At 50.4% G+C, this 26,600-nt stretch carries 30 protein-coding genes and 3 riboswitches; of the genes, 28 read left to right on the top strand and 2 right to left on the bottom strand.

Annotated features, from left to right (window positions below; translation table 11 throughout):
* Nucleotides 1–11 precede the first annotated feature (11 nt).
* The 11 genes from FYJ52_RS01905 (at nucleotide 12) to FYJ52_RS01850 (ending at nucleotide 13,494) form a co-directional block, all read left to right on the top strand.
* A complete protein-coding gene (locus FYJ52_RS01905; RefSeq protein ID WP_154575573.1) occupies nucleotides 12–1,040 on the top strand; it encodes an SPFH domain-containing protein in 1,029 nt (342 codons plus the stop codon).
* Nucleotides 1,041–1,252: 212 nt separating this feature from the next.
* Nucleotides 1,253–3,082: a translational GTPase TypA gene (typA, locus tag FYJ52_RS01900; RefSeq protein ID WP_154575572.1), complete on the top strand. Its 1,830-nt coding sequence runs from the start codon at nucleotides 1,253–1,255 to the stop codon at nucleotides 3,080–3,082.
* A gap of 104 nt (nucleotides 3,083–3,186) precedes the next feature.
* Nucleotides 3,187–3,924 carry an NAD-dependent protein deacylase gene (locus tag FYJ52_RS01895; RefSeq protein WP_154575571.1) on the top strand — a complete coding sequence of 246 codons (738 nt, stop codon included), beginning with the start codon at nucleotides 3,187–3,189 and terminating at the stop codon, nucleotides 3,922–3,924.
* 41 nt (nucleotides 3,925–3,965) lie between these two features.
* Nucleotides 3,966–4,148, top strand: a riboswitch (cobalamin riboswitch).
* A gap of 247 nt (nucleotides 4,149–4,395) precedes the next feature.
* Nucleotides 4,396–4,568: riboswitch (Lysine riboswitch) on the top strand.
* Nucleotides 4,569–4,657: 89 nt separating this feature from the next.
* Nucleotides 4,658–5,677, top strand: a complete 1,020-nt coding sequence (locus FYJ52_RS01885; RefSeq protein WP_328598745.1) for an aspartate-semialdehyde dehydrogenase — start codon at nucleotides 4,658–4,660, stop codon at nucleotides 5,675–5,677.
* A gap of 29 nt (nucleotides 5,678–5,706) precedes the next feature.
* Nucleotides 5,707–6,603 (top strand): 4-hydroxy-tetrahydrodipicolinate synthase, encoded by an 897-nt coding sequence (gene dapA, locus FYJ52_RS01880; protein ID WP_154575569.1) that lies wholly within the window; start codon nucleotides 5,707–5,709, stop codon nucleotides 6,601–6,603.
* A complete protein-coding gene (gene dapB / locus FYJ52_RS01875) occupies nucleotides 6,596–7,366 on the top strand; it encodes a 4-hydroxy-tetrahydrodipicolinate reductase (protein ID WP_154575568.1) in 771 nt (256 codons plus the stop codon). Before dapA ends, dapB begins: the two co-directional genes overlap by 8 nt.
* A 132-nt stretch (nucleotides 7,367–7,498) precedes the next feature.
* Nucleotides 7,499–8,701 carry an aspartate kinase gene (locus tag FYJ52_RS01870; RefSeq protein WP_154575567.1) on the top strand — a complete coding sequence of 401 codons (1,203 nt, stop codon included), beginning with the start codon at nucleotides 7,499–7,501 and terminating at the stop codon, nucleotides 8,699–8,701.
* Between the two features lie 12 nt (nucleotides 8,702–8,713).
* On the top strand, nucleotides 8,714–9,196 hold the full coding sequence (locus FYJ52_RS01865) for an ACT domain-containing protein (RefSeq protein WP_154575566.1): 483 nt from the start codon (nucleotides 8,714–8,716) through the stop codon (nucleotides 9,194–9,196).
* Between the two features lie 22 nt (nucleotides 9,197–9,218).
* A complete protein-coding gene (locus FYJ52_RS01860; RefSeq protein ID WP_154575565.1) occupies nucleotides 9,219–11,507 on the top strand; it encodes a L,D-transpeptidase family protein in 2,289 nt (762 codons plus the stop codon).
* A 151-nt stretch (nucleotides 11,508–11,658) separates the two neighbouring features.
* A complete protein-coding gene (locus FYJ52_RS01855) occupies nucleotides 11,659–12,630 on the top strand; it encodes a serine O-acetyltransferase (protein WP_154575564.1) in 972 nt (323 codons plus the stop codon).
* A 12-nt stretch (nucleotides 12,631–12,642) separates the two neighbouring features.
* Nucleotides 12,643–13,494, top strand: coding sequence for a shikimate dehydrogenase (locus tag FYJ52_RS01850; protein ID WP_154575563.1), 852 nt, complete (start codon nucleotides 12,643–12,645; stop codon nucleotides 13,492–13,494).
* A 139-nt stretch (nucleotides 13,495–13,633) separates the two neighbouring features.
* On the opposite strand, the gene FYJ52_RS01845 is transcribed toward FYJ52_RS01850, so the two are convergent.
* Nucleotides 13,634–14,713, bottom strand: a complete 1,080-nt coding sequence (locus FYJ52_RS01845; RefSeq protein ID WP_154575562.1) for a site-specific integrase — start codon at nucleotides 14,711–14,713, stop codon at nucleotides 13,634–13,636.
* A gap of 70 nt (nucleotides 14,714–14,783) precedes the next feature.
* A complete protein-coding gene (locus tag FYJ52_RS01840) occupies nucleotides 14,784–15,194 on the bottom strand; it encodes a helix-turn-helix domain-containing protein (RefSeq protein ID WP_154575561.1) in 411 nt (136 codons plus the stop codon).
* A gap of 180 nt (nucleotides 15,195–15,374) precedes the next feature.
* Here FYJ52_RS01840 and FYJ52_RS01835 point away from each other — a divergent pair, with 180 nt between their 5' ends.
* From FYJ52_RS01835 to FYJ52_RS10010, 17 genes are all read left to right on the top strand, one after another.
* Nucleotides 15,375–15,575, top strand: a complete 201-nt coding sequence (locus FYJ52_RS01835) for a hypothetical protein (RefSeq protein WP_154575560.1) — start codon at nucleotides 15,375–15,377, stop codon at nucleotides 15,573–15,575.
* Nucleotides 15,568–16,275, top strand: coding sequence for a hypothetical protein (locus FYJ52_RS01830; RefSeq protein WP_154575559.1), 708 nt, complete (start codon nucleotides 15,568–15,570; stop codon nucleotides 16,273–16,275). Before FYJ52_RS01835 ends, FYJ52_RS01830 begins: the two co-directional genes overlap by 8 nt.
* A gap of 7 nt (nucleotides 16,276–16,282) precedes the next feature.
* Nucleotides 16,283–16,777 carry a hypothetical protein gene (locus FYJ52_RS01825; RefSeq protein ID WP_154575558.1) on the top strand — a complete coding sequence of 165 codons (495 nt, stop codon included), beginning with the start codon at nucleotides 16,283–16,285 and terminating at the stop codon, nucleotides 16,775–16,777.
* A 131-nt stretch (nucleotides 16,778–16,908) separates the two neighbouring features.
* Nucleotides 16,909–17,175 (top strand): hypothetical protein, encoded by a 267-nt coding sequence (locus tag FYJ52_RS10325; RefSeq protein WP_408003670.1) that lies wholly within the window; start codon nucleotides 16,909–16,911, stop codon nucleotides 17,173–17,175.
* Between the two features lie 12 nt (nucleotides 17,176–17,187).
* Nucleotides 17,188–17,499, top strand: coding sequence for a S24 family peptidase (locus tag FYJ52_RS10320; RefSeq protein ID WP_154575557.1), 312 nt, complete (start codon nucleotides 17,188–17,190; stop codon nucleotides 17,497–17,499).
* Nucleotides 17,496–17,810 carry a hypothetical protein gene (locus FYJ52_RS01810; protein ID WP_154575556.1) on the top strand — a complete coding sequence of 105 codons (315 nt, stop codon included), beginning with the start codon at nucleotides 17,496–17,498 and terminating at the stop codon, nucleotides 17,808–17,810. Before FYJ52_RS10320 ends, FYJ52_RS01810 begins: the two co-directional genes overlap by 4 nt.
* A gap of 729 nt (nucleotides 17,811–18,539) precedes the next feature.
* The gene (locus FYJ52_RS01805; RefSeq protein ID WP_154575555.1) at nucleotides 18,540–19,841 is read left to right on the top strand and encodes a phenylacetate--CoA ligase family protein; all 1,302 of its coding nucleotides are present in this window, start codon (nucleotides 18,540–18,542) and stop codon (nucleotides 19,839–19,841) included.
* Between the two features lie 12 nt (nucleotides 19,842–19,853).
* Nucleotides 19,854–20,291, top strand: coding sequence for an ACT domain-containing protein (locus FYJ52_RS01800; protein ID WP_154575554.1), 438 nt, complete (start codon nucleotides 19,854–19,856; stop codon nucleotides 20,289–20,291).
* Between the two features lie 35 nt (nucleotides 20,292–20,326).
* Nucleotides 20,327–20,453, top strand: a riboswitch (FMN riboswitch).
* Between the two features lie 98 nt (nucleotides 20,454–20,551).
* Nucleotides 20,552–21,136: an ECF transporter S component gene (locus FYJ52_RS01795; protein ID WP_154575553.1), complete on the top strand. Its 585-nt coding sequence runs from the start codon at nucleotides 20,552–20,554 to the stop codon at nucleotides 21,134–21,136.
* Nucleotides 21,137–21,259: 123 nt separating this feature from the next.
* A complete protein-coding gene (locus FYJ52_RS01790) occupies nucleotides 21,260–21,829 on the top strand; it encodes a TetR/AcrR family transcriptional regulator C-terminal domain-containing protein (RefSeq protein ID WP_154575552.1) in 570 nt (189 codons plus the stop codon).
* Between the two features lie 145 nt (nucleotides 21,830–21,974).
* Entirely contained in the window at nucleotides 21,975–22,445 is a 471-nt protein-coding gene (locus FYJ52_RS01785; protein ID WP_154575551.1) for a ferritin-like domain-containing protein, read from the top strand.
* Between the two features lie 16 nt (nucleotides 22,446–22,461).
* The gene (locus FYJ52_RS01780; RefSeq protein WP_154575550.1) at nucleotides 22,462–22,857 is read left to right on the top strand and encodes a flavodoxin family protein; all 396 of its coding nucleotides are present in this window, start codon (nucleotides 22,462–22,464) and stop codon (nucleotides 22,855–22,857) included.
* Nucleotides 22,835–23,332, top strand: coding sequence for a MarR family winged helix-turn-helix transcriptional regulator (locus FYJ52_RS01775; RefSeq protein WP_154575549.1), 498 nt, complete (start codon nucleotides 22,835–22,837; stop codon nucleotides 23,330–23,332). The genes FYJ52_RS01780 and FYJ52_RS01775 overlap by 23 nt, the downstream gene beginning before the upstream one ends.
* Nucleotides 23,333–23,381: 49 nt before the next feature.
* Nucleotides 23,382–24,464 (top strand): ABC transporter permease, encoded by a 1,083-nt coding sequence (locus FYJ52_RS01770; protein WP_154575548.1) that lies wholly within the window; start codon nucleotides 23,382–23,384, stop codon nucleotides 24,462–24,464.
* Nucleotides 24,461–25,123, top strand: coding sequence for an ABC transporter ATP-binding protein (locus tag FYJ52_RS01765; RefSeq protein WP_328598744.1), 663 nt, complete (start codon nucleotides 24,461–24,463; stop codon nucleotides 25,121–25,123). The genes FYJ52_RS01770 and FYJ52_RS01765 overlap by 4 nt, the downstream gene beginning before the upstream one ends.
* 121 nt (nucleotides 25,124–25,244) lie before the next feature.
* Entirely contained in the window at nucleotides 25,245–25,886 is a 642-nt protein-coding gene (locus tag FYJ52_RS01760; RefSeq protein ID WP_154575547.1) for a CpXC domain-containing protein, read from the top strand.
* A gap of 296 nt (nucleotides 25,887–26,182) precedes the next feature.
* On the top strand, nucleotides 26,183–26,600 hold a 418-nt coding region (locus FYJ52_RS10010), incomplete at its 3' end, for an IS110 family transposase (RefSeq protein WP_205960730.1).

The raw sequence follows: 26,600 nt of genomic DNA, 5'->3' as shown, positions 1-26,600 counted from the left end.
AGGAGCATATCATGATTGGCCCGATTATTTTTCTCGTCGTCGTTCTGGTGCTGGTGCTGCTCAACGTGCGCGTGGTGCCGCAGACTGAGACTTATATCATCGAACGCCTCGGCAAATTTAAAACCATTTGGGAGGCCGGCATTCATGTGAAAGTGCCGCTGATCGATCAGATTACAAACAAAGTCTCCCTGAAAGAACAGGTGTTGGACTTTCCGCCCCAGCCGGTCATCACCAAGGACAATGTCACAATGCAGATCGATTCGGTGGTGTTCATGAAGGTCTTCGACCCGAAGCTCTACACCTACGGGATTAACAACCCGCGCGCGGGTTTAGAAAATCTGTCGGCAACGACCCTTAGAAACATCATCGGCGAGATGGAACTGGACCAGACGCTGACGAGCCGGGAAGTGATTAACGCGAAGATGCAGGGCGTGCTCGACGAGGCGACCGATCCCTGGGGTATCCGCGTGACCCGGGTGGAGATCAAAAATATCAAACCGCCTCAGGAAATCGAAGAAGTTATGACCAAACAGATGCGGGCTGAACGGGAACGCCGCCAGACCGTGCTCGAAGCTCAGGCCCATCAGGAAGCGGTCGTCTCCCGGGCAGAGGGGGACAAAAGGGCGAAGATCCTCGCCGCCGAAGCGGAGCGCGACGCAAAAATCGCCACCGCCGAAGGGGAAGCGCGCTCGCTGCTGCTGGTCTCAAGGGCGAAGGCTGACGGCATCAAGATGCTCAACGAAGCGGACATTCAAGAGAATGTATTAAAGCTCAGAGGCATTGAAGCCCTCAGGGATATGGCCGATGGCCGAGCGACGAAAATATACATGCCGACGGACCTCAGCGACTTGGTCACCTCTTTGGGCGTGGCTGGAGAAGCGTTGGGAATCGGCGATCACACGCCCGTCGACAAGACGCCGAAAGCCCAAAAGGCGCCGGAAGGCGATCCGTGTGTCACAGACGCAACCGGGCGCGGTGACCGGGAAGCCGCCGACACGACGGCGCGAATTGCCCGCGACGTTGAAAACCAGGCGCATTGATCCATGGTCCTTTAAAAGCGGAGCCGCCTCCGCTTTTTTTTGTGACATTTTGTAAAAAATCAAGGAAAAATTGAAAGAAAATGAAAAATGTGATATAGTCGTGTAAGCGAAATTTTCACACAAATGAAACCCCGCGCAAAGGCGGGCGAATTGAAAATATACGACATACATTGATCATTATTGGCATCGAAATTTGTTAACAGGAGAAATGAATGAAACAAGAAAATCCCATTATTAATATTGCTGTGATTGCGCACGTTGACGCGGGCAAATCGACACTGGTCGACGCTTTCCTCAATCAGAGTCACGTCTTCCGCGACAACCAGAAGGTTGTCGACTGTGTGATGGACTCTAATGATTTGGAACGGGAACGCGGGATCACCATTTATTCCAAGAACTGTTCGGTCATGCACGACGGCATTAAAATCAACATCGTCGATACGCCGGGCCACGCCGACTTCTCCTCTGAAGTGGAACGTATTCTCAAGACGGTGGATACGGTCATCCTGCTCGTCGACGCGAGCGAAGGACCGATGCCTCAGACCCGCTTCGTTTTGAACAAATCCCTCGAACAGGGGCTGCGCCCGATTCTGTTCATCAATAAGATCGACAAGAAGGATCAGCGCGCTGAAGAAGTCGTCGACGAAGTCTTCGACCTCTTTGTCGAACTCCACGCCAACGACGAACAGCTGGATTTCCCGATTCTCTACGGAATCGCCAAGGAAGGGATTGCCAAATACGAAATGGACGACGACAGCACCGACTTGACGCCGTTGTTTGACACGATTATCAAACACGTCGGCGTCCAGGAAGATCTGAGTCTTGAACCGCTGCAGATGCAGATTTCATCGCTGGCCTACGACGACTACATCGGCCGCCTCGGCATCGGCCGCATTTCCAGCGGGACGATTCACGAAGGCGACCAGCTGGAAGTGGCCAAGCGCGACGGCAGTTTCGAAAAAGTAAAGGTCAACCAGGTCTTTGTTTACAAAGGACTTTCCAGAGTGCCGGTTAAAGCGGCGCCGGCCGGCGATATCGCCGTTGTTTCCGGGATTGCGGATATCTCGATCGGCGAAACCATCGGCGAAGTGGATCAGGTTCAGCCGATGGAAATGATCGAAATTGAAAAGCCGACCCTGTCGATGAATTTCTTCGTCAATACCTCGCCTTTTGCCGGCCAGGAAGGGGATTTCATCACGACCCGCCACCTCAAGGCGCGTCTGGAAAAAGAATTGGAAGTCAACGTCGGTCTTGAAGTTGAACCTTTGCCGGACACCACCGAAGGGTTCAAGGTTTCGGGCCGCGGCGAACTGCACCTGTCGATTTTGATTGAAAACATGCGCCGTGAAGGCTACGAGCTGGCTGTTTCCAAACCGGAGGTCATTTTCAGAACCGATGAATCCGGCCACAAGACTGAACCGATCGAAGAAGTCGTCGCCAACGTGCCGGACGAATACTCCGGAACGGTTATCGCTAAATTGAACCAGCGCAAAGGGATGATGACCCAGATGAACTCTGAAGAAGGCTGGACTGATATGACGTTCGAAGTCCCGACCCGCGGGCTGCTCGGTTATCAGAGCGAATTCATCAACGACACCCATGGCGAAGGAACGCTGGTGCGCCGCTTCGACCATTTCGAACGCTACAAAGGGGACATTCCAGGCCGTCAGAACGGCGTATTGGTATCCGGCGTCAACGGTGAAACCATGGCTTATTCGCTGTTTAATTTAAGCGACCGCGGGACGCTTTTGGTCGATCCGGGCACCAAGGTCTACGAAGGGATGATCATCGGGATCAACAACCGCAGCGACGACATGGTCGTCAATCCGATTAAGAACAAGAAGCTGACCAACACCCGTGCGTCCGGTTCCGATGAAGCTTTGAAGCTCATCGATCCGAAGGTCTTCTCCCTCGAAGAAGCCCTTGAATTCATTGAAGACGACGAACTCGTCGAAGTTACGCCGCAGCACATCCGCCTGCGCAAAAAGATTCTGTCTGAACTCGACAGAAGACGTGCGCGCCGGGGCGGCGGCAATCAGTAAGCAACGGGATTGAACCATTAAACGCTGTCCATGGGGCAGCGTTTTTTTGTGGTTGGCATTTGGCAAAGAACAGGCGTATAATAAAAACAAAAGGGGGTTTTTCAATGGCATCAGATATTTCAAAGTTAACCAATATTTTGAGAGAAAGCGACAACATCGTCTTTTTCGGCGGGGCTGGCGTTTCAACGGCTTCCGGTATTCCAGATTTTAGATCGGCCGGCGGCATTTACAGCCAAAAGCTCAATGCGACTTTCACGCCGGAGGAAATGGTCTCTCACAGTTTTTTCGTCAATCACACCGAGGAATTTTACCGTTTCTATCGGGACAAGATGGTCTATCCCAAGGCGGAGCCCAATGGCTGCCACATCGCATTGGCCAAACTTGAAAAGATGGGCAAGGTCAAGGCCGTGGTGACGCAGAATATCGACGGCCTGCATCAAAAGGCAGGCAGCGAAATCGTCTTTGAGCTTCACGGTTCGGTCAAGCGCAATTACTGCACGAAATGCGGCGCGTTTTACGACGACGAATGGGTCATGGCGCAGCTGGGGGTGCCAAAATGTGAAAAATGCGGCGCGATAGTCAAGCCCGACGTCGTGCTTTACGAAGAAGCGCTGGATCCGGCACAGATCAACGGTGCGGTGGATGCTATTTCAAAGGCAGACACGCTCATCGTCGGCGGCACATCCTTAATCGTCTACCCGGCGGCCGGCTTGATCAATTACTTCAGAGGCAAACACCTTGTCGAAATCAATAAATCGGCGACGTCGGCGGACTCCAAGGCAGAATTGGTCATTCGCGACGATATTGCAAAGGTCATGGCCGAAGCGGTCGAAAATATGTAAATTTGAGACCTTTTCTCAAATGGATTGACGTTTCTGTGAGAATATTTTATAATTATATTAGTTAAATAAAAAAGATCCTGTGGGTAAAGGGAAACAGGTGAAAGACCTGTACTGTAAATCGCAGCTGTAACGCGAAATGCGCGCTCATAGCCACTGCTGAAAGGCGGGAAGGGAGCGCTGATGAGATCGCGAAGTCAGAAGACCGGCACAGTGATTAGTTTTGGCTCTCCCGATTTAAAGTGCCAAGACGAAGCGGCGTTACAACAGACACGAAAGAGGTCGGTTTGACGAATGGATCCTTTCTATTTAACCTTCATTAATTCATTCCTCTTTCCATTTGCTTTAAAAAGGAATGGAACCATCTCTTTGAAGCAGCGGCCTGGTGAACCGCTGCTTTTTTATTTGACTTTTCTCTTTTCAAACCATTGGCTTTTTGATACAATAAAAACCAGCAAATTTTTATATAAAAAAAACAAAGATAGAGGTGCGTCTTTCATCAGTACCCGTCAGGATCGCATCAGGGCGAAGGGAACGGCGGGGAAAGGGAAAAACGCCGAAGAGCCGCCCTACCTGCTGACTGTGGTTCTGGGCCTGTCGAAAACATCGCCAGGACTGTCGCCGGTCGGCGGAGCGCTGTCAAATGTTTGGGAATCCATGTTGGTTTCGAACTTTTGTGATGCCGGTATCTCTATACTGGCTTTTTTTATGACAAAAGATCTGAAGGAGGATCATTGTGAAAAAGTATAATGTTGCTGTTGTTGGGGCCACTGGCCTCGTTGGTCAGATGATGTGCCGCGTGCTGGAAGAAAGAAATTTCCCGGTGGACCATTTCTATCCGATGGCATCCGCACGTTCAGCGGGCAAAGAGATCGAATTTGCCGGCAAAACATATACCGTTGAAGAAACCACACCGGAATCCTTTGATAAGGACATCGATCTGGCGATCTTCTCGGCTGGCGGCGGCACCAGCAAGAAATTCGCGCCGGAAGCGGCGAAACGCGGCGTCATCGTCGTCGACAACTCGTCCTGCTGGCGGATGGATCCGGATGTACCGCTGGTTGTTCCGGAAGTCAATCCAGAAGATTTGAAATGGCATCACAATATTATTGCGAACCCAAACTGCTCGACCATTCAGGCGATGCTGCCGCTGAAGGCGGTCTACGACAAATACGGCATTGAACGCATTGTCTACTCGACCTACCAAGCTGTTTCCGGCGCAGGGGTGCAGGGCTTCCGCGATTTGAAGGACGGCGTCAACGGCGTGCCGCCGAAGAAATTCCCGTATCCGATCGCGTACAATATCCTGCCGCACATTGACGATTTCCTCGAAAACGGCTATACCAAAGAAGAAATGAAGATGGTCAATGAAACCCATAAGATCCTGCACGACGACAATATCAGAATTACGGCGACGACCGCCCGCGTTCCGGTTTTCTACGGCCACAGCGAAAGCATCAACGTCGAGCTGAAAAAGCCATTTGAATCGGTCAAAGAACTTCAGGACTGCATGGGCAGCTTCCAGAACGTCATTCTGCGCGACGATCCGGAACACAATATTTACCCGATGCCCATCGAAGCGGAAGGCCACGACGAAGTTTACGTCGGCCGAATCCGCCGCGATTTCTCGATCGACAATGGATTTAACTTCTGGTGCGTCGGCGACAACATTAGAAAAGGCGCCGCCTCCAACGCGATCCAGATCGCAGAATCCCTGGTCGAACAGGATCTGGTCCACGACCAGTACCAGGGCTGAGCCTATTTAAAAGTATAGGAGGGAGAAATATGTCTACAATCTTTACGGGATCATGTGTTGCCATGATCACCCCATTTCATGAAGACGGCACCGTCGATTATGACGGCTTAAAAGCGAATATCGACCGCCATGTGGCAGAAGGCACCGACGCGCTTTTGATCTGCGCGACCACCGGCGAAGGTGCGACCCTCAGCGACGAAGAACACCGCGATGTGCTCAAGGCTTCCGCTGAATACATTGACGGGCGGATTCCCTTCATTGCCGGAACGGGCAGCAATGACACCCGCTATTCGGTGTCGCTGACCCAGTTCGCCGAATCCATTGGCGCTGACGCGGCGCTGGTCATCAATCCCTATTACAACAAAACCACCCAGGAAGGGATTTACCAGCACATTAAAGCCGTCGCGGACAATACCAACATTCCGTTAATTGTCTACAATGTGCCGAGCCGCACCGGCTCCAATATCCTGCCGGCGACCATCGCCCGTTTGGCGAAACTGCCGACTGTCCAGGGGGTCAAGGAAGCCAGCGGCGATTTAAGTCAGATTGCGGAAGTGATCGAATTGACCCGGGACGACGACTTCGACGTCTACAGCGGCAACGACGATCAGACCCTGCCGATTATCGCGCTGGGCGGCAAGGGCGTCATTTCTGTCACCGCAAATATCGCGCCGAAGGCCGTTCACGACATGGCCATGGCCTGTGTCGAGGACCGCATGGACGAAGCCCGGAAGCTTTTCCTGGCGATCAATCCGCTGAACCGGGCAATGTTTTATGAAAACAATCCGATCCCGGTCAAGGCCGCGATGAAACTCATGGGTCTGGATTCAGGCGTTCTTCGTCTGCCGCTGGTCCCGATGACTGAAGCTGCGCAGTCGCGGATGGTTGAGGTCATGAAAGCTTATGGAGGACTTCTCGATGATTAAGATGATTTTATCCGGCGCTGCCGGACATATGGGAAAAGTCGTTGCGGATTGCGCTGCGGCTGCTGATGATTTCACCATCGTCGCCGGTCTCGACAAGGCCGCAGACACCAGCGCAGATTTCCCGATTTACGCGGATTTCGACCAGTGTACAGAAGAGGCCGATGTGATCATCGACTTCTCTCATTTTTCAGCCTTCCCGAAGGTGCTGGCTTTCGCCGAAAAACGCCACCTGCCGCTGGTGGTTGCGACCACCGGTCTCAGCGACGACGACGAAAAGGCCATTGCTGAAAAATCGAAAACCTTCCCGATATTCAAATCGGCAAACATGTCCCTCGGTATCAACGTGATGGCGGACGTCTTAAAGCAGATTTCCAGCGTGCTCGCCGATTACGATATTGAATTGGTTGAAGCGCACCACAACCGCAAAGTCGATGCGCCGAGCGGCACGGCGCTGCTCTTAGCTGATGCCGTCAACGACGGTCTCGAAGCAGCCGGTTTGCCGAAGAAACGCTACACCTACGGCCGTCACGGCCGGGACTGCAAGCGCACCGAAGACGAAATGGGCATTTCCGCCATTCGCGGCGGCACCATTTCCGGCGTGCACCTGGCCCTTTACGCCGGTGACGACGAACTCGTTGAAATTAAGCATACGGCGCTTTCGAGAAAGATTTTTGGCAACGGCGCCCTGAAGGCTGCCCGTTTCTTGATCAAACAGGAAAACGGCCTGTTCGATATGAGCGATGTCATTCATGCGCAGGCGTAAGAAAAATAAAAGATAATAGATAGAAGTCATTTACATTATAAAGAAGCGAGCTGTCTAATTGACAGTCCGCTTTTTTATCTATAAAATAGAAAAAACCAATCGAAAATCTATAAAAGGAACAAGGAATCACCTATGAATACGATCGTTCAAAAATACGGTGGGACGTCGATGGGGACGATTGCCCGGATCCAGAATGTCGCGAAACGTATCATCGCGAAAAAGGAACAGGGCAACCGGATGGTCGTCGTCGTTTCAGCAATGGGCAAGAGTACCGATCATCTCGTCGAAATGGCCTACGCGGTCAACGAAAAACCGCCGAAGCGGGAAATGGACATGCTGTTAGCCACAGGGGAACAGGTTTCCATCTCGATGCTCTCAATGGCACTCGATGAAATGGGCTACAAGGCCATCTCCTTTACCGGTCCGCAGGTCGGTATCAAGACCGAAGGCCTTCACGGCCGCGCCAGAATTATGGACGTGGACAAGACGAAAATCGTCGAGGCGCTGGACGAGGATAAAATCGTCATCGTCGCCGGCTTCCAGGGCGTCAACGAAAATGACGATATCACCACCCTTGGCCGCGGCGGTTCGGATACGTCAGCGGTTGCGCTGTCGGTCGTACTCGGCTGTCCCTGCGAAATCTATACGGACGTCGACGGGATTTACGGTGTCGATCCGCGGCTGTACCCGCCTGCAAAGAAGCTCGACGTGGTCAGCTACGACGAAATGCTCGAAATGGCGAGTCTTGGCGCCGGCGTCATGAATCCGAGAGCCATCGAGCTTGGCCGAAAATACAACGCGGACATTCTCGTCGCGTCCAGCATTAACAAGGTGCCGGGCACCCTCATCACCTCGAATATCGATCAGCAGGCCAAGGACATCACCGGGCTTGCGGTCTACGACGACGAAATGATGGTTTCGATCAAAGACGTGCCCTACCGTTCAGATGTCGCGGCACAACTTTTTGCCGACTTAGCTGAAGCGGGCATTAATGTCGACATGATCAGTCAGACGAAGCCCATCAACGACAAGATGCACATATCCTTCTCGCTTTCTACAGAAGACCGCGATTTGCTTGGCAAGGTGCTGCCGGCATTTCAGGCAGAATACGAAGGCACAGAGGTGACCATTCGCGACGATACGGTCAAGTTGTCCGTCGTGGGAAGCGGCATGAAACTGCACAGCGGTGTCGCGAGCCGATTCTTTGCGCTGCTCTGCGAACAGCAGTTCCCGATTCTCATGGTCACGACGTCAGATATCCGGATCTCCTGCATGATTCCGAAAGAAGCCAAGGAACGGGTAGTCATGGCGGTGGCCGATGGCTTTGAACTATAAAAGAGGTGCGAAATGATTAATATTGAAGAACATCCAGTAGATTCGCTGTCCATCGACTGCGAAAGTTTATTGATCACCCTGCATAACGTGCCCTTTGGCGAATATGTAATGACCCGCCTTCTCGACGATTTGGCTGCGGCATCTGTCAACGTCAACGTGATTTCGAGAACGGCGCCGGTGGGTGAAACTTACGACGTTTCAGTCATCGTGCCGGAGCGGGATCTGGCCAAGGTCCGGGACATTGCCAACAACCTTGGCGATGATTTCCCGGAAGTGAGCATCAACGTCAACAAACAGATCACGCGGTTAAACCTCCATGGCATCGGCATGCGCACGCAGTCGGGCGTCGCGGCCAAATACCTCCGGGTTTTCGCAGAGAACGACATTCAGATTTTAATGATCACCACCTCGGAAATCGCGATGTCCTGTGTCGTTAAAAACGACGACGTCAAACGCGCTGTGACGGCGATTCAGGCATCATTTGATTTAGAATAAAAAATAAAGAATAAGGAAAACTATGTCACAAGAAAATGAAAAAAAAGGCGGTTTGTTCGAAAGAGCAGATGCAGGGTCCTCGCCGAAAATCAAACCGGCTTTCGACGAGGACGTGTGGGAAGACGATGTGACGGCAGAAGACGCTGAAGCCTCTTCCGAAGCGCCGGTTGAAGCCGAAGCCGTCTCGGAAGAAAAGGACCCGACAGAAATCGTGAACGAACGGCTCCGGGAACGCAGCTTCGAAATCGCCGAAGGTGAGGACGAAGATGACGAAAAAGATGAAAATAAAGATGACACGGCATCCACAGATGTGACCGCTGAGCCCGAAGCGTCCGAAGAAACGGCAGAAGACGCCATCGACGCCAGTGCCGCTGAAGTGGACGCAAAAACTTCAGCATCCGTGCCGGAAGAAGACGCAGATTCAGAAGATTTGGAGTCAGACGAAAAATCTGAGGATGAAGGGGATTCGGCCAGCACGGACGCGCCTGAACCGCAGGGGGAAGCCGTTGAAGCGTCAGCTGAATCGAAGCTTGCTGCAGAAATTGACGAGGTCTTTGCGGCAAAGGGTGAAGCTGACACAGATGAAGCCGCTAAGCCCGAAGAGGCGGCCGTTTCAGAAACGGATCCGGACGCCACACAGGACGAGTCAGCTGAAGACGATCAATCTGAAGCCGAAGAATTAGAAGAAACAGCGCTTGAAATATCAGACGAAAAATCTGAAGACGAAGCAAAGGCTGAGCCGGCCGTAGAAACCGCAGAAGCGGAACAGGCAACCGAAGCCGAAGCGCCGAAAGAAGTGAGATCGGAAGCTTCAGCCCCTGGGCCAGACGGCGATGAAACAGCCGAAACGACTCCAGAAGCGGCTGAAGCAGAAGCGTCTGAGTCCGCGCAGGCGGCGGAAAAACAGCCGGAAGCTCCAAAGAAAAAGGCAAAGGCCAATAAACGCCGCGTCGCGCCGAAAGTCAAGATCATCGGGACTGTGATAGCCGTTCTCGCTATCATTTACGCAGCATTTGCTGTATATTATCACTATCATTTCTTCCCGAACACGGCCATTAACGGTCTCGCCGCGTCGGGTAAGACGGTTTCGGACATCAGCAGTTCCCTGGAAAACCGTGCCGACACCTATAGCGTCGCCCTCAAGGGACGCAAGGGCGAAACAGAAAAAATCACCGCTACCGCGCTGGGGCTTTCCTATCAGGGCAAGAGCCGTGTAAAGCGCATTTTGGCAGATCAAAACAGCCTCGCATGGCCGGTGCATCTGTTCTCGAAGACAGAGAACCACTCCGCCATTGCCTACGACAAGGATAAAGTCGATTATCTGGTTCGCCATTTGTTCCAGGTATCCGGCAGTCAGGTGGAGGCCGCGCGCAATGCGCAGCCGGTTTACAAAAACGGCAAAATCGTCATCGAAGATCAGATCCCCGGCAGTACGGTCGATCAGACTAAGCTCAAAAAACTGATCATTGGCGCCATTAAAACCGGTGACAGCACCATCGATTTGAAGGCCGAAAATTGCTACGTTCAGCCGAAATACACGGCGAATTCTCCAAAAGTGAAGCAGGCGGCAGCCAAAATGCGCAAAATGTTAAAAGCCGAAATCACCTACACTTTCGGCAGCGACAAAGTCGTCATCGACAAAAGCGTGTTCGGCCCGTGGCTGACGGTGGACGACAACATGAACGTCCAGATCGATCAGACCCAGCTCAAGCAGTATCTCTACGATCTGGCCTACAAAACGAACACCTATTACGGCAAACACACCTTTAAGACCACTGGCGGCAGCACGATCACGGTAAACGGCGGCAATTACGGCTGGCGCATCGACCGCGACGCGGAAGCTAAGAATCTCACCCAGGAAATCGAAGCGGGCAAAGTCATCACCCGCGATCCGGAATATTCCAAAAAGGGCAAGGTCCGCAACAGCACTTACGACGACATCGGCGATTCCTACGTCGAGGTGTCCATCGGTGCTCAGCACATGTGGGTGTACAAGGACGGTAAAAAAGTAGTCGACACCGCGGTGGTGACCGGCGACGTCACCAAAGGCAACGGCACGACGCCGGGTGCCTACTACATTGCCTACAAAGAACGCCACGCAACGCTGAAGGGTCAGGGTTATTCGACCCCGGTTTCCTACTGGATGCCCTTTAACGGCGGTCAGGGGATTCACGATTCTTATTGGCGCGGCGCTTACGGCGGCTCGATTTACCGCGGCAACGGCTCCCACGGCTGTGTCAACACCCCGCCGGCACAGGTGGCCATTGTCTGGAACAATGTCTCTCAGGGGACACCGGTTATCGTTTATTAAGCGCATTATCTTCTCTGAAGTATTTTATTTCAGAGAAGATTTTTTTATGGGTTGTTTTTATCTTTTGACAAAATTAACTGAATTGACGCACCCCGCTGTCCGCGTTAAAATAGAGTATATATCGAAAAATACGGGGGGAGAGGAGTTCATTTTGAGCAGAGCATTTAACAAACAGATCAACACGCTGAGCCAGGAGATGGTGCAGATTTATCGGGACGATAATGCCTACATTTCCTACACGTCAGCGGCTTTGCCGCAGCGCAGTGCCATGATCGAAATTTTAAGTGAAATTCGAAAATTATTTTATCCTCGGCATTACGGCGACCGGCAGCTTTTTAATTGCACCATTCGCTACTATATCGGCAATTTGATGATGTCCATCGAGGAGCGGCTTCATCACCAGATCCGTCTGGCCCTGCTGCGCGCCAACGACACCCGGCCCCAGGAAGAACAGGAAGAACCGGCGGTTTTGGACGAACGGGCCTCGGCGATCAGCTGTGAATTTATGAGCCGTCTGCCGAAGGTGCGCCAGATGCTCACCATGGACGTTCAGGCGGCTTACGACGGTGACCCGGCCGCCAGCGATCTCGATGAAATCGTGCTGACCTATCCGGGGATCTTCACCATGATGGTGTACCGGCTGGCCCACGAACTCTACACGATGCACGTGCCGATTCTGCCGCGGATGATGTCTGAATACGCCCACAGCCGGACGGGCATCGACATCAACCCAGGGGCGGTGATCGGCAAGTATTTCTTCATGGATCACGGCACCGGCATTGTCATCGGGGAGACCACGGAAATCGGCGATTACGTCAAACTGTATCAAGGGGTGACCCTCGGCGCGCTGTCGACTCGCGGCGGGCAGCGGCTCAAGGGCAAGAAGCGTCACCCGACCATCGGTGATCGGGTCACCATTTATTCCAACGCATCGGTGCTCGGCGGCGAGACCGTCATCGGCCACGACACGATCATCGGCGGCAACTGTTTTATCACGGAGCCCATTCCCGCGTGCTCCCGGGTGTTCATCAAGAACCCCGATCTGACCATTGAAAAGGGGCTGGATCACCGCACCGGGACGGAAATTCCCAATCCGGACGCAGAACCGGAATTGGTTGATTGAGGAGAAGATCACATGAACGACGGCAACACCGCGTTGTACGGGGTGCTCGGGCATCCCATTCACCATTCATTTTCGCCGGCTATCCACACGGCGGCCTTTGAAGCCACCGGGATCAACGCGACCTATCTGGCCTTTGACGTGGCGGAGGATCAGCTGAAGAAGGCCGTTGAGGGCTTGGTCACCCTGGACGCCAAGGGGTGGAATTTGACCATGCCCCACAAGACGACCATGTGCGGCCTGTGCGACTCGCTGTCCGAGGCGGCGGCGATCGTCGGGGCGGTCAACACCGTTGTCAACGATCACGGCCATCTGACTGGCCACATCACCGACGGCGCCGGCTTCACCGCGATGCTGAGGGCCCGTGGCTTTGACGTCAAAGGCAAGCGGGTTGTGCTCTTCGGTGCGGGAGGCGCGGCGCGGGCCGTTGCCGTGCAGCTGGCCCTCGACGGGGCGGCAGCCTTGTCAATCGTCAACCGCACCCCGGGCAAGGCCGCGATGCTGGCCGATCTGATCTCGTCGAGTACTGCCTGCGACGCGCGCGCCTTTGCACTGTCAGATGAAAGGGCGGCCGCCGAACAAATTGTGGCAGCGGATCTGCTGGTCAACGGGACCAAACTTGGCATGGCGCCGAATCCGGAGACTTGCATCCTGACGGACGCGGCTTTGCTAAAAAACAAGCCGGTTCTGGCGGATTTTGTCTACAACCCCCTTGCGACCGCTTTTCTCAAAATGGGGCAGGCGGCCGGATGCACGACCTTTGACGGCCTCGGCATGCTGCTTTGGCAGGGGGCGCTGGCCTTTAAACTCTGGACCGGGCAGGACATGCCGGTGGACAAGGTCCGCCAGCGTGTATTTCATCAATAGCGGATTAATCGTTGGATTCATCGGGCTGTCCCTTGACAGTCCGTTTTTTTATTTGCTATGATAAAGCAAAAAAAGCCCTTCAAAAGCTTATATTAATTGGCTTTTAGGGCTTTTTCTGTTTTTAGCTGCTATACTTTTGCTATATATTTTTTGACTTTTCTATTTTTTCGCAAAAATTTTCAAGTAAACCGCGAATTTTTTCTTGTTCATCTGGGAACAGGTGAGAATAAATTTTTAATGTCGTTTCGGCGCTGTCATGTCCTAAGCGGGCAGCGACTAGCAAGGGACTAGCACCCAAATTAATAAGCATAGAGGCATGAGAGTGTCTAAGGTCGTGTAAGCGAATACGACGAACGCCCGCCAAGTCCGCGGCTTTGTGAAATCTATACGCGACTATCTCTTTATATCGCTTAAATAATCTTTGATCCGGTTGATATCCGTACAACTTGCCCTTATATTCCTTGATCCGGTCAATAACGAATTGAGGGAGTAAAATAATGCGCTTGCTTTTCGGCGTTTTCGGCGTGCTGATATATTCGCGCCCCTCTATCATCTGATAGTTTTTTGTTATAGACACGGAATTTTCTTCAAGGTCAAAATCATTCCAAGTTAGCGCCAACGCTTCACCGATTCGACAACCAGACCAAAACAGAAAATAAATAAGTGTTTTGTCTGTTGGATCGTCAACGCATGAAAGCACTTTATTAAATTCTTCGGGCGTGTAAAAGTCCATACGCCCCGCCTTTTGCGTTCCCATTGATCCGGCAAGCGTTCCCGGGTTCTTTTCAAGACCGTAAAACTTCACAGCAAAATTAAAGATAGCATTTAACTGTATGCCAATAAGGTGTAATGTCGTTCCTTTTAGCCCAGAATTTAACATGTAATCGGTCTGAAAGTCCCTTATCATTGCGGGGGTTATATCGTCGATTAAAACGTCTGAAAAATGAGGGAGTAAATGATTCTTAATAATTGTTTTTTTGTTGGCGTAAGTGGTGGGCTTTACCCTTGCTTTAACATCTTTCAAATACAGGGCAGTTACAGCCTTAAAAGTTAAACCGGAAGACCCGGCAACCCTTGCCATAAAATCACGGTGATAGGCTTCCGCGTCCTTCTTACGTTTAAATCCGGTTTTCTTAGGGTGGTGCCTTTTGCCGTTGTGGTCACGATAGTAAAATTGCAAAGTATAGAGGCCTGTTTTATCGTCTTTCTTGATTGACATATATAATTACACCTAAAATTAATTTAAATCGCTAATTTACGCAAAAGAATTGAAATAACAAGCACCTCTATTATTTATCGTTCCTGTATTTGTCTATTTCTGTTAGATCGTCGATGTAATCATTGACCTTTTCAAGGCCGGGATCATTTAACAGATCAAGCTTGTTAATGATTACGGATTTATTTTCTTCTAGCGCGTTTACTGAGTCGTTACTTGCTAAGAATTTAATCCAATCGTTAACAGTCTCAAAATTTTCTGGGAAATGGCTAAGAAGATAAGCCGCCCTTAAATCGGCCTCGTCTTTATTAGTAAGCGATAAAGCGTTGATAAGTTTTTCAAACGTTTCTTTACCCGGTAAGGCGTCGCTTGTCTCGTATCGTTGAATAGAGGCACGCGAAACGCCGCTTAAATCGGCTAAAAAGTCGCGCGACATTTTCCCCCCTTTACGAATTCTATAAAGCATTTTTCCGAATTGTGACATAAGCAACCTCTAATTAATAATAAACATTAAAAGAATTATAACAAAATTATTTATTAATAGCTAATAAAAAGAGCTATTATTTAAAACAATATTGAAATAGCCAATAAAATAAGCTAAAATATAGAAAATAAGAAAAAGAGAGCTAATAATTTTAGCTGATTCATGAAAGGAAGTGATAATTTGAACGAATACTTTTTAAATGTTGAGGACGTCATGGAAATTGGCGGCATGAAGAAAGGGGCTAATATTCCATTGGGAACGTATAGCAACATCTTAAATAAAAAGAGTGCTAGTCCAAAAACCGTTGGAAAGTTGGCAAAAGCATTAGACACCGATGTGTTAAATATCATCGTTCAGCCAACGGAGAAACAAGATGAGTAAATACACAGATGAGGAGTATCACGAATTCATTAATAATCATAGTGAATATCAAGCTTTTATGGTTAGAGCGGACATTGTCAATAATGTAAGGGTTGGCCTGTTAGATCGTAAAACGTTCAATAAGGTGCTTGATACGGTCGCGGCATGGTGGACAAATACAGAAGATGATGAATGCAACCCGGATATTTTGGACAGAAAAGAAAAAATGCTCTATTGCCAGATGATCGAAACAGTTAAAAACGGAATTGATCCAACTATAGGACGGTCGCGGGCAGTTACAAAAACCAATTTAAGCAGAACAAAAACAGAACAGCACCAGAACAGAGCCAGTACTGAGCCAGTACTAAAACAACAAAATAATAGAACTGGGGTAATAAATAAAAAAATAAATAAAGTAAATAAATTAAGTAGTAGTAGTAGTGGTAGTTCTCTAAATATTATAGGTATTAGAGACGCGACAGAAAAAGAAACTACTACCACTACTACTGACACGAATTTAATACCGTCATTAGATGAGGTTAAGCAATACGCGAAAAATAGAAATAGTAAGGTAAAACCTGACCGATTCTATTATTACAACCAAACAAGGGGGTGGACAGATAAAAACGGCCAAATTATTAAGAGCTGGAAAGCATTATTCAAACTATGGGAACAAACAGAAAGAACAGGAGAGAATGAACTTCAAGATTTAGAATTTTAAATGACAAATGAGAGACGAATATAGCAATATCAATAAATATCATTTTTATGATGATCCAGAATTAGAGTATTATTTTGAGCGCTATATGAGAATAAGAGCGAAGAAAGGAGCAAACACCGATCCGGGAATTATTAAGATCATACAAAAGAAGCTTGAAGAATTTCCGGACGATATCAAGAAACAGATATTAAGTGACGTGATAATATCAAATTCAATCAGCATCACGAACTTAAAGAAGTACCGGCAAGCGCGAGAAGATCGAAAGCGCATGATTAAACCAATAGAAAACAGCATGAAAGAAAATTACGATGTCAATAAAGACTTGTATAAATGGCTATGTGATCCGGATATAGGAATACATGCTAATTTGTATATGAGAATTAAATTTGATTGTTCGACCTTTGATAAGGACGGAATAAGGCAGCTTAACAAAGAACTTGATGCGATCGGAAAGGAAAGGGCTAAAAGCTATTTAGAAGATCAAATTAATAAATATAAATAAAAAAATGGATTGATGTAAAAGATCAAAAGAAACATCAATCCAATAACAAAAAACAACCTTTTAAGGCTTATCTGTTGTATTTATTATACTTCAGATAAGCCGAATTGAAAAGAATCACGAAGGGAGTAACAATGATTAATTATTATTGCACCGTCAAGGACGTAATGGCCATTACAGGCGTTAAAGAAAGCAAAGCCTATAATCTTATTAAACAAGTTAATAACGAGCTTCACAAGCAAGGCTATATCACGTTAAGAGGCAAAGCACCAAAGGCGGCATTGTTTAACATGTTGGGAATTACTGAAACGGGCACACCTCTAACTAAAGACAAGTATCCGGAGATTTCGGAGTCCCTAAAAGAGAGTAAGGACGCGGCGGATCGTCAGGACGTCCAATAATAGAGGTTTGAAATGAAGTATAGAATACCGATTTTTAGAATCGTCAACAGCCCGTTAATATTTAACGTTTCCGGTAATTCAATGTATCCCAAATACGAGGATGGGGATATTATTTTTATATCGAATAAGCACGATTGTGAAAGCGGAAAAGACGCCGTTGTGCGTGTCAATGATTGCGACGCAACACTAAGAACGATTTTTAAAAATAAAGACGGCACAATAACGTTAAAACCGCGTAATCCCTGTTACGCTGAAAAGACCTTTAAGCTGCACGAGATTTTTATAATTGGTGTTGTTGTACGGATGATAAGGATAACAAAATGATGAGCATAGAGAAATACAAAAAAGTCAATGGTATGATGGACACAGACTATTATTTACCCGTTGAAGATGATTTATTAGAGGGCGCGGGAATAAAGGCGGGCGATATCGCTTGTTTGAAGGATGATGGAAAACTAAAGGCCGGGAAAACATGCGCCGTTGTTTTTCCGAATGAAGAAAAGGCCGTGTTAAGGTATCTTACACCGGACATTATAAGCGCCTTCTTAATCGATGGATCAATTCAAGTTATCGGTTTTTTAGTTGGTTTTTATCACAAAATCAATTATTCAGATTTGCCCGAATTTGAAGGATGAATAACAAAGTGTCGCGCCGATCCGGCGCGGCATGTTTTAATTTTAATTATTTATTTTCCGGAAATGGTCGTTTCTGTATCGGTAACGCGGGTCATGAATACGCGCTAAAAAATCACTTGAGCAAAAGCCGGGCGCTTAAGTATCGGTCAGATCGGGCGCTTAGTAATCTTTATAAAGCGTTATCAAAGATGTTTTTATAGATCATGATCCGGACAAACCGGACGCCCAAAAAGAGCGTTGCGAGATTTGCGAGCCCCTAAAAGAGAGCGCAACCCTGCCACGCGTGTGTGTGGAATACTTTCTAATTCGGTATTTTGCCGACTTCGGACGCGATCGCAATTTGCGACCACGTCCCCGCGTGGGTGTGAAAGGGGCATTTTCTAACTCCTTATTTTGAGGACTTAGAAACAGACCCCCGCGCGCGTGAAAATAGCGGCAAAGGGGTGTCCGTTTTAGACCCCCCCGGAGGGTGTCGCGAAACACGACCCCCAACCTCTACCCGCGCGCGAAAACAAACGGACTTTAACCATTGCAATAAATTAGTGCTATAGCTGCTATAGCTGTGCTATACTTTTGCTATACAATTTCTAGAAAGATGAAACAACGAGCGAAAAATAAGTATAATTTATTATTAAATACCACTGAAAACATGATAAAATAACATATAGTTTTCTAATAGCTTAGCTATGATAAAGTAAAAGGTTAAAACCCATGCAGGAGGATTTTCCATTGAAATACTGGAACGAAACATTTGAAACCATGCCTCAGGAGCAGCTCAAGGAATTGCAGCTGGTCCGGCTGAAACAAACAGTGGACCGGGTTTACGCCAACGTGCCCTTCTACCGCAAAAAATTTCAGGAGATGAACGTCGGGCCGGAAAATATCCAGTCCCTCGACGATATCCGAAGACTACCGTTCACCGAAAAGGACGACTTGCGCAACAATTACCCCTACGGGCTTTTGGCCGAGCCTCTGAGCCAGATCGCCCGGGTGCACGTCTCTTCCGGGACGACGGGCAAGCCGGTTTGTGACGGCTACACCCACAACGACTTGTCGATGTGGGCGGAATGTGTCGCCAGAGGGCTCGCCGGCATCGGCGCCGATGCCCATTCGGTCATCCACGACGCCTACGGCTACGGGCTGTTCACCGGCGGTCTGGGGATTCACGGCGGGGCCGAACGCATGGGCGCGTCGATCATCCCCATGTCCAGCGGCAACACCCAGCGCCAGATCATGCTGATGCAGGATTTTAAGGCGACGGTGCTCACTTGTACGCCGTCTTACGCCGAATACCTCGGAGAAAGCATGCGCGATGAAGGCGTCGACACATCGGCGCTGCCGTTGAAAGCCGGCGTCTTCGGCGCGGAACCTTGGTCGGAAAACATGCGCAAAAACATCGAATCCCTGCTCAATATCAAGGCCTACGACATTTACGGCATGTGCGAAATCTGCGGACCGGGCGTGGCCATCGAATGTCCGGAACAGGACGGGCTGCATTTCTGGGAAGACTTCTTCTATTTCGAAATCATCGATCCGGAAACCGGTGACGTGCTGCCCGACGGGGAAACCGGGGAACTGGTCATCACGACCCTCACCAAGGAAGGGATGCCTTTGATTCGTTACCGCACCCGCGATTTGACCTGCATCATTCCGGAACCGTGCAAATGCGGGCGCACTCACCGGCGTATCGCCAGACTCAAGGGCCGCACCGACGATATGATGGTCATCCGCGGCGTCAACGTCTTCCCGTCCCAGATCGAACACGCGCTGCTCGAAACCGGCTACGTCGAACCGCAGTATCAGCTGGTCGTCACCCGGGAAGGCTCGCGGGATCAGTTGGAAATCAAGGTGGAACTCAAAGAAGACTTCAACCTCGATTCCATCAACGCCCTCGAAGAATTAAAAGCGAAAATCGAACACGAAGTGCATTCGATCATCGGGATTAAATCGAAGATCACCCTGGTCGAACCGAAGAGCTTGGAACGTTTTGAAGGCAAGGCCAAACGGGTCAAGGATCTGCGGAAAATCTGAGGAGGTAGTCATATGATCAGACAGGTTTCAGTTTTTATGCAAAATCAGGAAGGACAGTTAGCCAAAGTGCTGCGCACCCTGGCCGGCGCCAAGGTCAATATCCGCTCACTGACCATCGCCGAATCGGAAGATTTCGGCCTCTTGCGCCTGATTCTTCAGGATTCGGACGCGGGCATGGCGGCTTTAAAGGGGGCCGGCATCATGGCCAATGAAACCCAGGTGCTCGCCGTCGAAGTGCCGGACGAACCGGGCGGCATGGCCAGCATCGTCGAAGTTCTCGGCGGTGCGGACATCAGTATCGCTTACGCGTATTCCTTCCTGCCGAAAAATACCGACAACGCGATCATCATCCTGAAGGTGGCGGACGCCGACTACGACAAGGCGATTGAATTGTTCAGCGGCGACGAACGGACCAATCTGCTGGCACGCGATGAACTGTTGACAAGGTAAGCGCGCGAGGTTATAATAGAGGCAAATAAAATAACAGTCTGTTTCAGGGCGGGGTGCAATTCCCCACCGGCAGTGATGCGAAATGCGAGTCTGCGAGCCATTTTGGGCAGATCTGGTGTGAATCCAGAACCGACGGTATAGTCCGGATGAAAGAAACGGTCAGTGTGTGTTTGACTCGTCCTGAAAATAATTATTTATTTTCAGGACTTTTTTTACGCGCGAAAGACCCCGGGGCAGACTCCTAAGGAGGCAGCATTCACATGAAAGCACAGCGCAAAACGCATTTTTTGGCACATCTCGCGGTATTGGTCGCGATGTCGGTTCTGCTGGTTTATTTGATCCATTTCCCGATCATGCCGGCCGCCCCGTTTTTGGAATACGATCCGGCGGACATTCCGATTCTCGTCGGCACCTTCTTGTTCGGGCCGGGCGCCGGTCTGATCATCACCGCCGTGGCCTGCATCGTTCAGGGGCTGACGGTCTCGGCTTCCAGCGGGATCATCGGCATTATGATGCATTTCTTTGCGACGGGCAGCTATGTCGTCGTCGCCGGACTGATTTACGTGAAGCACCACACAAAGGGCGGCGCGGTCGCGGCGCTGATCGCCGGAACCCTGACCATGACCGCCGTGATGGTCGCTTGGAACCTGGTGATGACCCCGATTTTCATGGGCACACCGAGAGCAGCGGTGGCGGCGATGATCGTCCCGGTCATCATTCCGTTCAACCTGATTAAAGCGGCGCTCAACGGCGCGATCACCTTCGTAGTTTACAAATCCATCTCCCGGGTTTTCGACCGGGATTTTAACCGAAACAAGGTCAGCCACGCCAAGGCCGACGCGTAAGACACAATCGATCAAAATCAAAAAGCGAAGTCTGAATTTCAGGCTTCGCTTTTTGTTTGGGCTGCCGTGATCTTGTGATAAAATAACAGGGAAATTGAAACACAGAAAAGGCGGCGCAAAAAAATGAAACGGAAAACGACGAAAGAGATTCTGGCGGATTCCTTCAGGGAATTGGCTGAGACCAAGGCCGTGAACAAGATTACGATTCAGGAAATCGCAGATAATTGCGACTATTCGCCGGTGACGTTTTACAGGCATTTTCGGGACAAATACGATCTCATGGCCTGGGACTACGCCGAACACTGCAGGCAGATCATGGCAGGGCTTCAAAAAGAGGCGCGCCCCTGGAAAGATTCGGTGACGGAGGGCTGCCGCTATCTCTACAGCCAGCGGCAGTATATGAAAAATCTCTTTGAACACACCAGCGGTCACGACTCTTTTGTAGAAAACATGTGCGACATCAACATCGGGATTCTTTCGGGGGAGGTGGCCAAAAAGACGCATCAGGCAGAAATGGACGAGCGGCTCTCTTTTATGATTCATTTTTTCTGCTACGGTTTGGGACAGATTTGGTGGAAGTGGCTGACCGGCTCGTCTTCTTATAATGCGGAAAGTCTGGCAGCGCTCATTGTTGAGGCCCTTCCCGAGCCGTTGAAACCCTATCTGCTCGATTCTTTTGAGAGAAATTTATAGTGTTCTCTCATTGTGAGAGAAAAGACGGCTGTTCTGAATTGATAAATTTGAGGATCCGGATAAAATAACCATATAAGTTGTGTGCAATTAAATTTTTCAAAATAGAAAAACGAAGCAGGCAAATATACGAAAAGGAGATTTTATCATGTCAAACAAAATGGAAAACAGAAAAGTCGTTGCAGAAGGATTACAGATGATCGTTTCTCAGCTCTCACAGCAGGCAGATGGCCACGTCCTGCAGTCTCGGATCTTCGCGTCAGAAGGTTTTAGCAAGCTGGCTGAAAAATACGCAGCTCACGCAGAAGAAGAACGCGGCTACGTTCAGGAATGTGCCGATCGGCTCATTGATCTGGGATGTGATGTCAAGCTGGAAGCCAAGGAAGCGGCGCCCCTTTGCAAAGATCCGGTGGAATGGGTCAAATACGATCTGCAGGTATCCAAGGACGGCCTGGAAGGATTGAGCGCGCTGATCGAGGCCGCCCGGCAGGATTACAAAACATACGATATCCTCACAAAATATTACGAAGATGAAGAAGAAGATATGTTCTGGGGAGAAGCGCAGCTGGATTTGATCGCGTGCATCGGTAAAGAAAACTGGCTGGTCCAGCAGCTCTGAGGAAGGAGAGCGGCAGATGAACAGTGCAGTTCGATATTATTCGAGATCTGGGAATACGCGCTTGGTGGCAGAAGCCATTGCCAAGGCAATGGGCGTGAAGGCGGTCGCCGTAGACGACAGCCAGGCGGCGCTGACGCAGCCGGTGGACGTGCTCTTCATCGGCGGCGCATTGTACGCCTACGGCATCGACGAACATCTGAAGGCTTATTTAGACACCTTAAAAAAGGATCAGGTGAAAAAGGCGGTCGTCTTTTCTACCTCCTTGGTATCCAAACACGCCATTGCCCTGATCAAGGCGGCGTTGAACGAAAAAGGCATCCCTGTGGCAGAACAGACTCTCTATTTCCGCGGCAAGCCTTCTGAAAAAAATCAGCAAGAGGCCATGCGCTTTGCAGAAGCATTCGCCAGCTGAGCGCCAGAAGCAGGCGCCAAACCAGCTCTGTCTGGAAGATCAGCTGTGCTTTCCGCTCTACGTCTGTGCTAAAGAAGTGGTGCGGCAGTACAGAAAACCGCTGAAGCCCTTGGGACTGACCTACACCCAGTATGTGGTGATGATGGCCCTTTGGGAGTACGGCGGCATGACGGTCGGGCAGCTGGGGAAACGGGTCTTCCTAGACTCCGGGACCTTGACCCCGCTGCTTAAGCGTCTGGAAAAGCAGGGACTGGTGCGGCGCACGCGGCCGGAGGCGAACGAGCGGACGCTTTTCATCTCCCTGACGGAGGCCGGAGAACAGTTGAAGGCACAAGCCCGGCAGATTCCGGAGGCTGTGCAAAATTGTGTACAGCTTTCGGAGGATGAGGTCCGCGTTCTGAAATCGCTGCTGGACAAAGCCGTGATCGAGATGCAAGGCGAAAAAACAGAATCAACCATTAGGCCCGCACAATGATGCGGGCTTGTTCTTTCTGAAATTAAAGACAAAACAAAAAGAGGACAATATGCAATTAGCTTGGAAAGAAATGCGGCACAATTGGAAAAAATACCTTCTGGTAGAGGTCATCGTCATTTTGATGATGTTTATGGTGATCTTTCTGTCCGGATTGGTGAAAGGTCTGGGAAGAGCGGTCTCCTCTAGTGTTGACAACATGCCGGCGGACCGATTTATTCTCAGCGATGACTCGGAAAAGATCCTGACGGTCTCGAATCTGACGCCAGATGAATACACAGCCGTACAAAATAAATACAAGGACAAGGCCACGCCCATTGACGTTCAGCGGACCTATCTCCAGAAAGGCAATAAAGGCGACAAGCAGGACGTCACGTATTTCGCCATCGATCCGGATGGCTTTTTGTCGCCAAAGGTCACCCAAGGGAAAAAACTGACAACTGAAAAGAACACCATCGTGCTCGACGACGATTTTGAGAGCACCGGCATCGAGGTGGGCGATACCATCGAAGATTCGGCGTCAAAAATAAAATTAAAGGTGGTCGGTTTTACGCAAGACGCTATGTACGGCCACATTGCCGCCGCCTATATGTCGACCGATACCTACCGCGCCATCATGAAAGCGGCCAATCCCGCCTTTCAGAACACGGTCCACGGAGCGGCCCTCAAGGGAAAGGCCCGCGGCGCCATCGCCGGGACCAAAGTCTACACCAAGGCCGCAGTGATCAAGGCCATTCCGGGATATCAGGCGGAACAGATGACCATCACCATGGTGGAATGGCTCCTCGTGGCGATCACCGCGATGATCATCGGGATCTTTTTCTTTGTGATCAACCTCCAGAAAGAGAAGGAATACGGTGTGCTGAAAGCCATAGGCGTCCCCATGCGCAGGCTGGTGGGGATGATTCTCTGTCAGGTGATCACCATCGCGGCCAGCGGCGCGCTGATCGCCGCTGCACTGACCGCCGGCATGAGCGCAGCGCTTCCGGCAACGATGCCCTTTTTTCTCGAAGCCCAGCAAGTGGCGCTGGTGCTCTGCGCTTTTGTAGCGATCTCGGTTCTGGGCAGTTTGGCCACGGTGGCCAGGGTCGGCAAAATCGATCCGGCCAGCATTATTGGAGGTGATTTTCAGTGAAAAACACAGTCTTGACCTTAAAGGATATTGTCAAATCCTACGCGGACGGGCCGTCGCGCAGAATGGTTTTGAACCACGTTGACCTGGATGTCGCGGCCGAGGAGTTTGTGGCCATCGTCGGCCCTTCGGGCTGCGGGAAAAGCACGCTGCTCAACATTGCGGGGATGATGCTGTCGGCGGATGCAGGCGAGATTTTCCTCTGCGGGCAAAAGGTTTCGGACCTGCCCCAAAAACGCTGGACAGCTATCCGACGGGAGAAAATTGGCTTCATCTTCCAAAATCATCAGCTGCTGCCTTACCTCAAGGCGGGAGAGCAGCTGTCGGTGCTGATGCAGACGGATGACGCAACGGTTCGGGAGCTTTTCCGGGAATTAAACATCGAACACGTCATCGATCAGTTCCCGGCTAAACTTTCCGGGGGCGAAAGACAGCGTGTGGCGATTGCCAGAGCCTTCGCCTCGGACGGCGACCTGATCCTGGCCGACGAACCCACCGCCTCTCTGGATTCCGAACGGGGCCGGCACGCGGTGGAAATGATCCGGATGGAGGCGCACAAGCGCGGCAAGGGCGCGGTCATGGTGCCCCACGACGCCAGAGTGCTGGACCTTGTGGACCGGATCTACAAAATGGAAGACGGCCAATTATCAGAAGTGGGCTGACGCCTAAAAATTAGGATGTTTCGCGAAAAATTTACGCGGCGCATCCTTTTTTCTTTTTGGCAGATCGGCACAAAACTGTGGTAGAATAATAAGCAAAATCACGAAAAGAGAGGAGACCGCTATGTCCATTGAGCAGCAGGCGAACGTGACCTGCCCGGTGTGCGGGCGCGCCAGCGCCTTTACCATTTGGCAGAGTATCAACACGACAGAAAACCCGGAAATGAAGGAGGCCTTCCGAGATGGTTCGGTCTTCCGCTTCCGCTGCCCGAAATGCGGAGCGGAGACGCCGGTGAGCTACCCGTGTCTGTATCACGAGATGGAACAGCAAATCATGATCTACCTCGTCGACGAAGAGGCGGTTGAGAAGACCCGGGAGATTTTTAACAAGGGCAAGGCCGACCCCAAAAATCACCACTACATTTATCGGATTGTGACGATGCCCCACGATTTCATCGAAAAAATCCGCATTTTTGATGCCGGCCGGGACGACCGCACCGTCGAAGTCTACAAACATCTGCTGGCGCACACTGTCGCGGACACTTATCCGGATCTCGATTACGACGCCATCCGCTACGACGGCTACAGCGACGACGGGAAGGAATACCTCGACGTGTTAAAGGGCGGCGAGGTTCTCACGAGTGCGACCATCGACGAGGCGCTTTACGAACGCCTTGACGAGGCGGTGACCGTCCAGCACGGCGCCATCCGCCACGGCAAAGAATGGGTCATCGACGACAAATGGGCCGCTGCCGCGATCGGCTAAACCGATTCAACCAAAACATTTCCGCCAGTAGGCGGATTTTAGTACCATATAAGTGTAGCAAGACAGAGAAGAAATTCTCATCCTGCTGCACTTATTTTTATATAATAGGGGAAGCAGCTGGCCTGACGTGCGGGTTTTTGGGTCATTGCATCCGACATAAAAACAGTCAGCCAGTCCCTTATTATAGAAACTCGATTAAGCAGGTTGGAACAATAGCTTCCGTGTTACGCGCTAAAATGAGCGGTAATAAGTGTGGTTGGAACAGCTGCAAATCTTACTTATTTTTGGAGGTCGAGATGATCAGCGTAGGTATTGATATTTCAAAGGGCAAGAGCACAGCATGCATCTTAAAGTCAGATGGCGAAATCGTCGAAGGGCCAATCACGTTTAAACACACGACATATGGATTAAAACAATTTATCGATCAAATCCCCAAAGGTGAGAACGAGGTTAAAGTCGTGATGGAAGCAACCGGCATTTATCACCTTCAAGTCGCGATCTATTTACAGGAGCAGGGTTACTTCGTAGCCGTCGTCAATCCTCTGGCAATGAAGCGCTTCAGAACTTTCAGTATTCGCGGCGTTAAGACCGACAAGGTTGACGCGATGAAAATCGCAGAATACGGTCTGGCGCGCTGGAATCAGTTAAGTGCCTTTCAAATCGCAGAAGACAAGTACGCTGAGCTCAGCATCTTAAGCAGGCAGTACCGCCATC

This window comes from Pseudoramibacter porci (assembly GCF_009696145.1).
Taxonomy (GTDB): Bacteria; Bacillota; Clostridia; order Eubacteriales; family Eubacteriaceae; genus Pseudoramibacter; species Pseudoramibacter porci.
The sequence above is the reverse complement of the archived record's forward strand: the minus strand, read 5'-3'. Positions and strand labels throughout refer to the sequence as shown.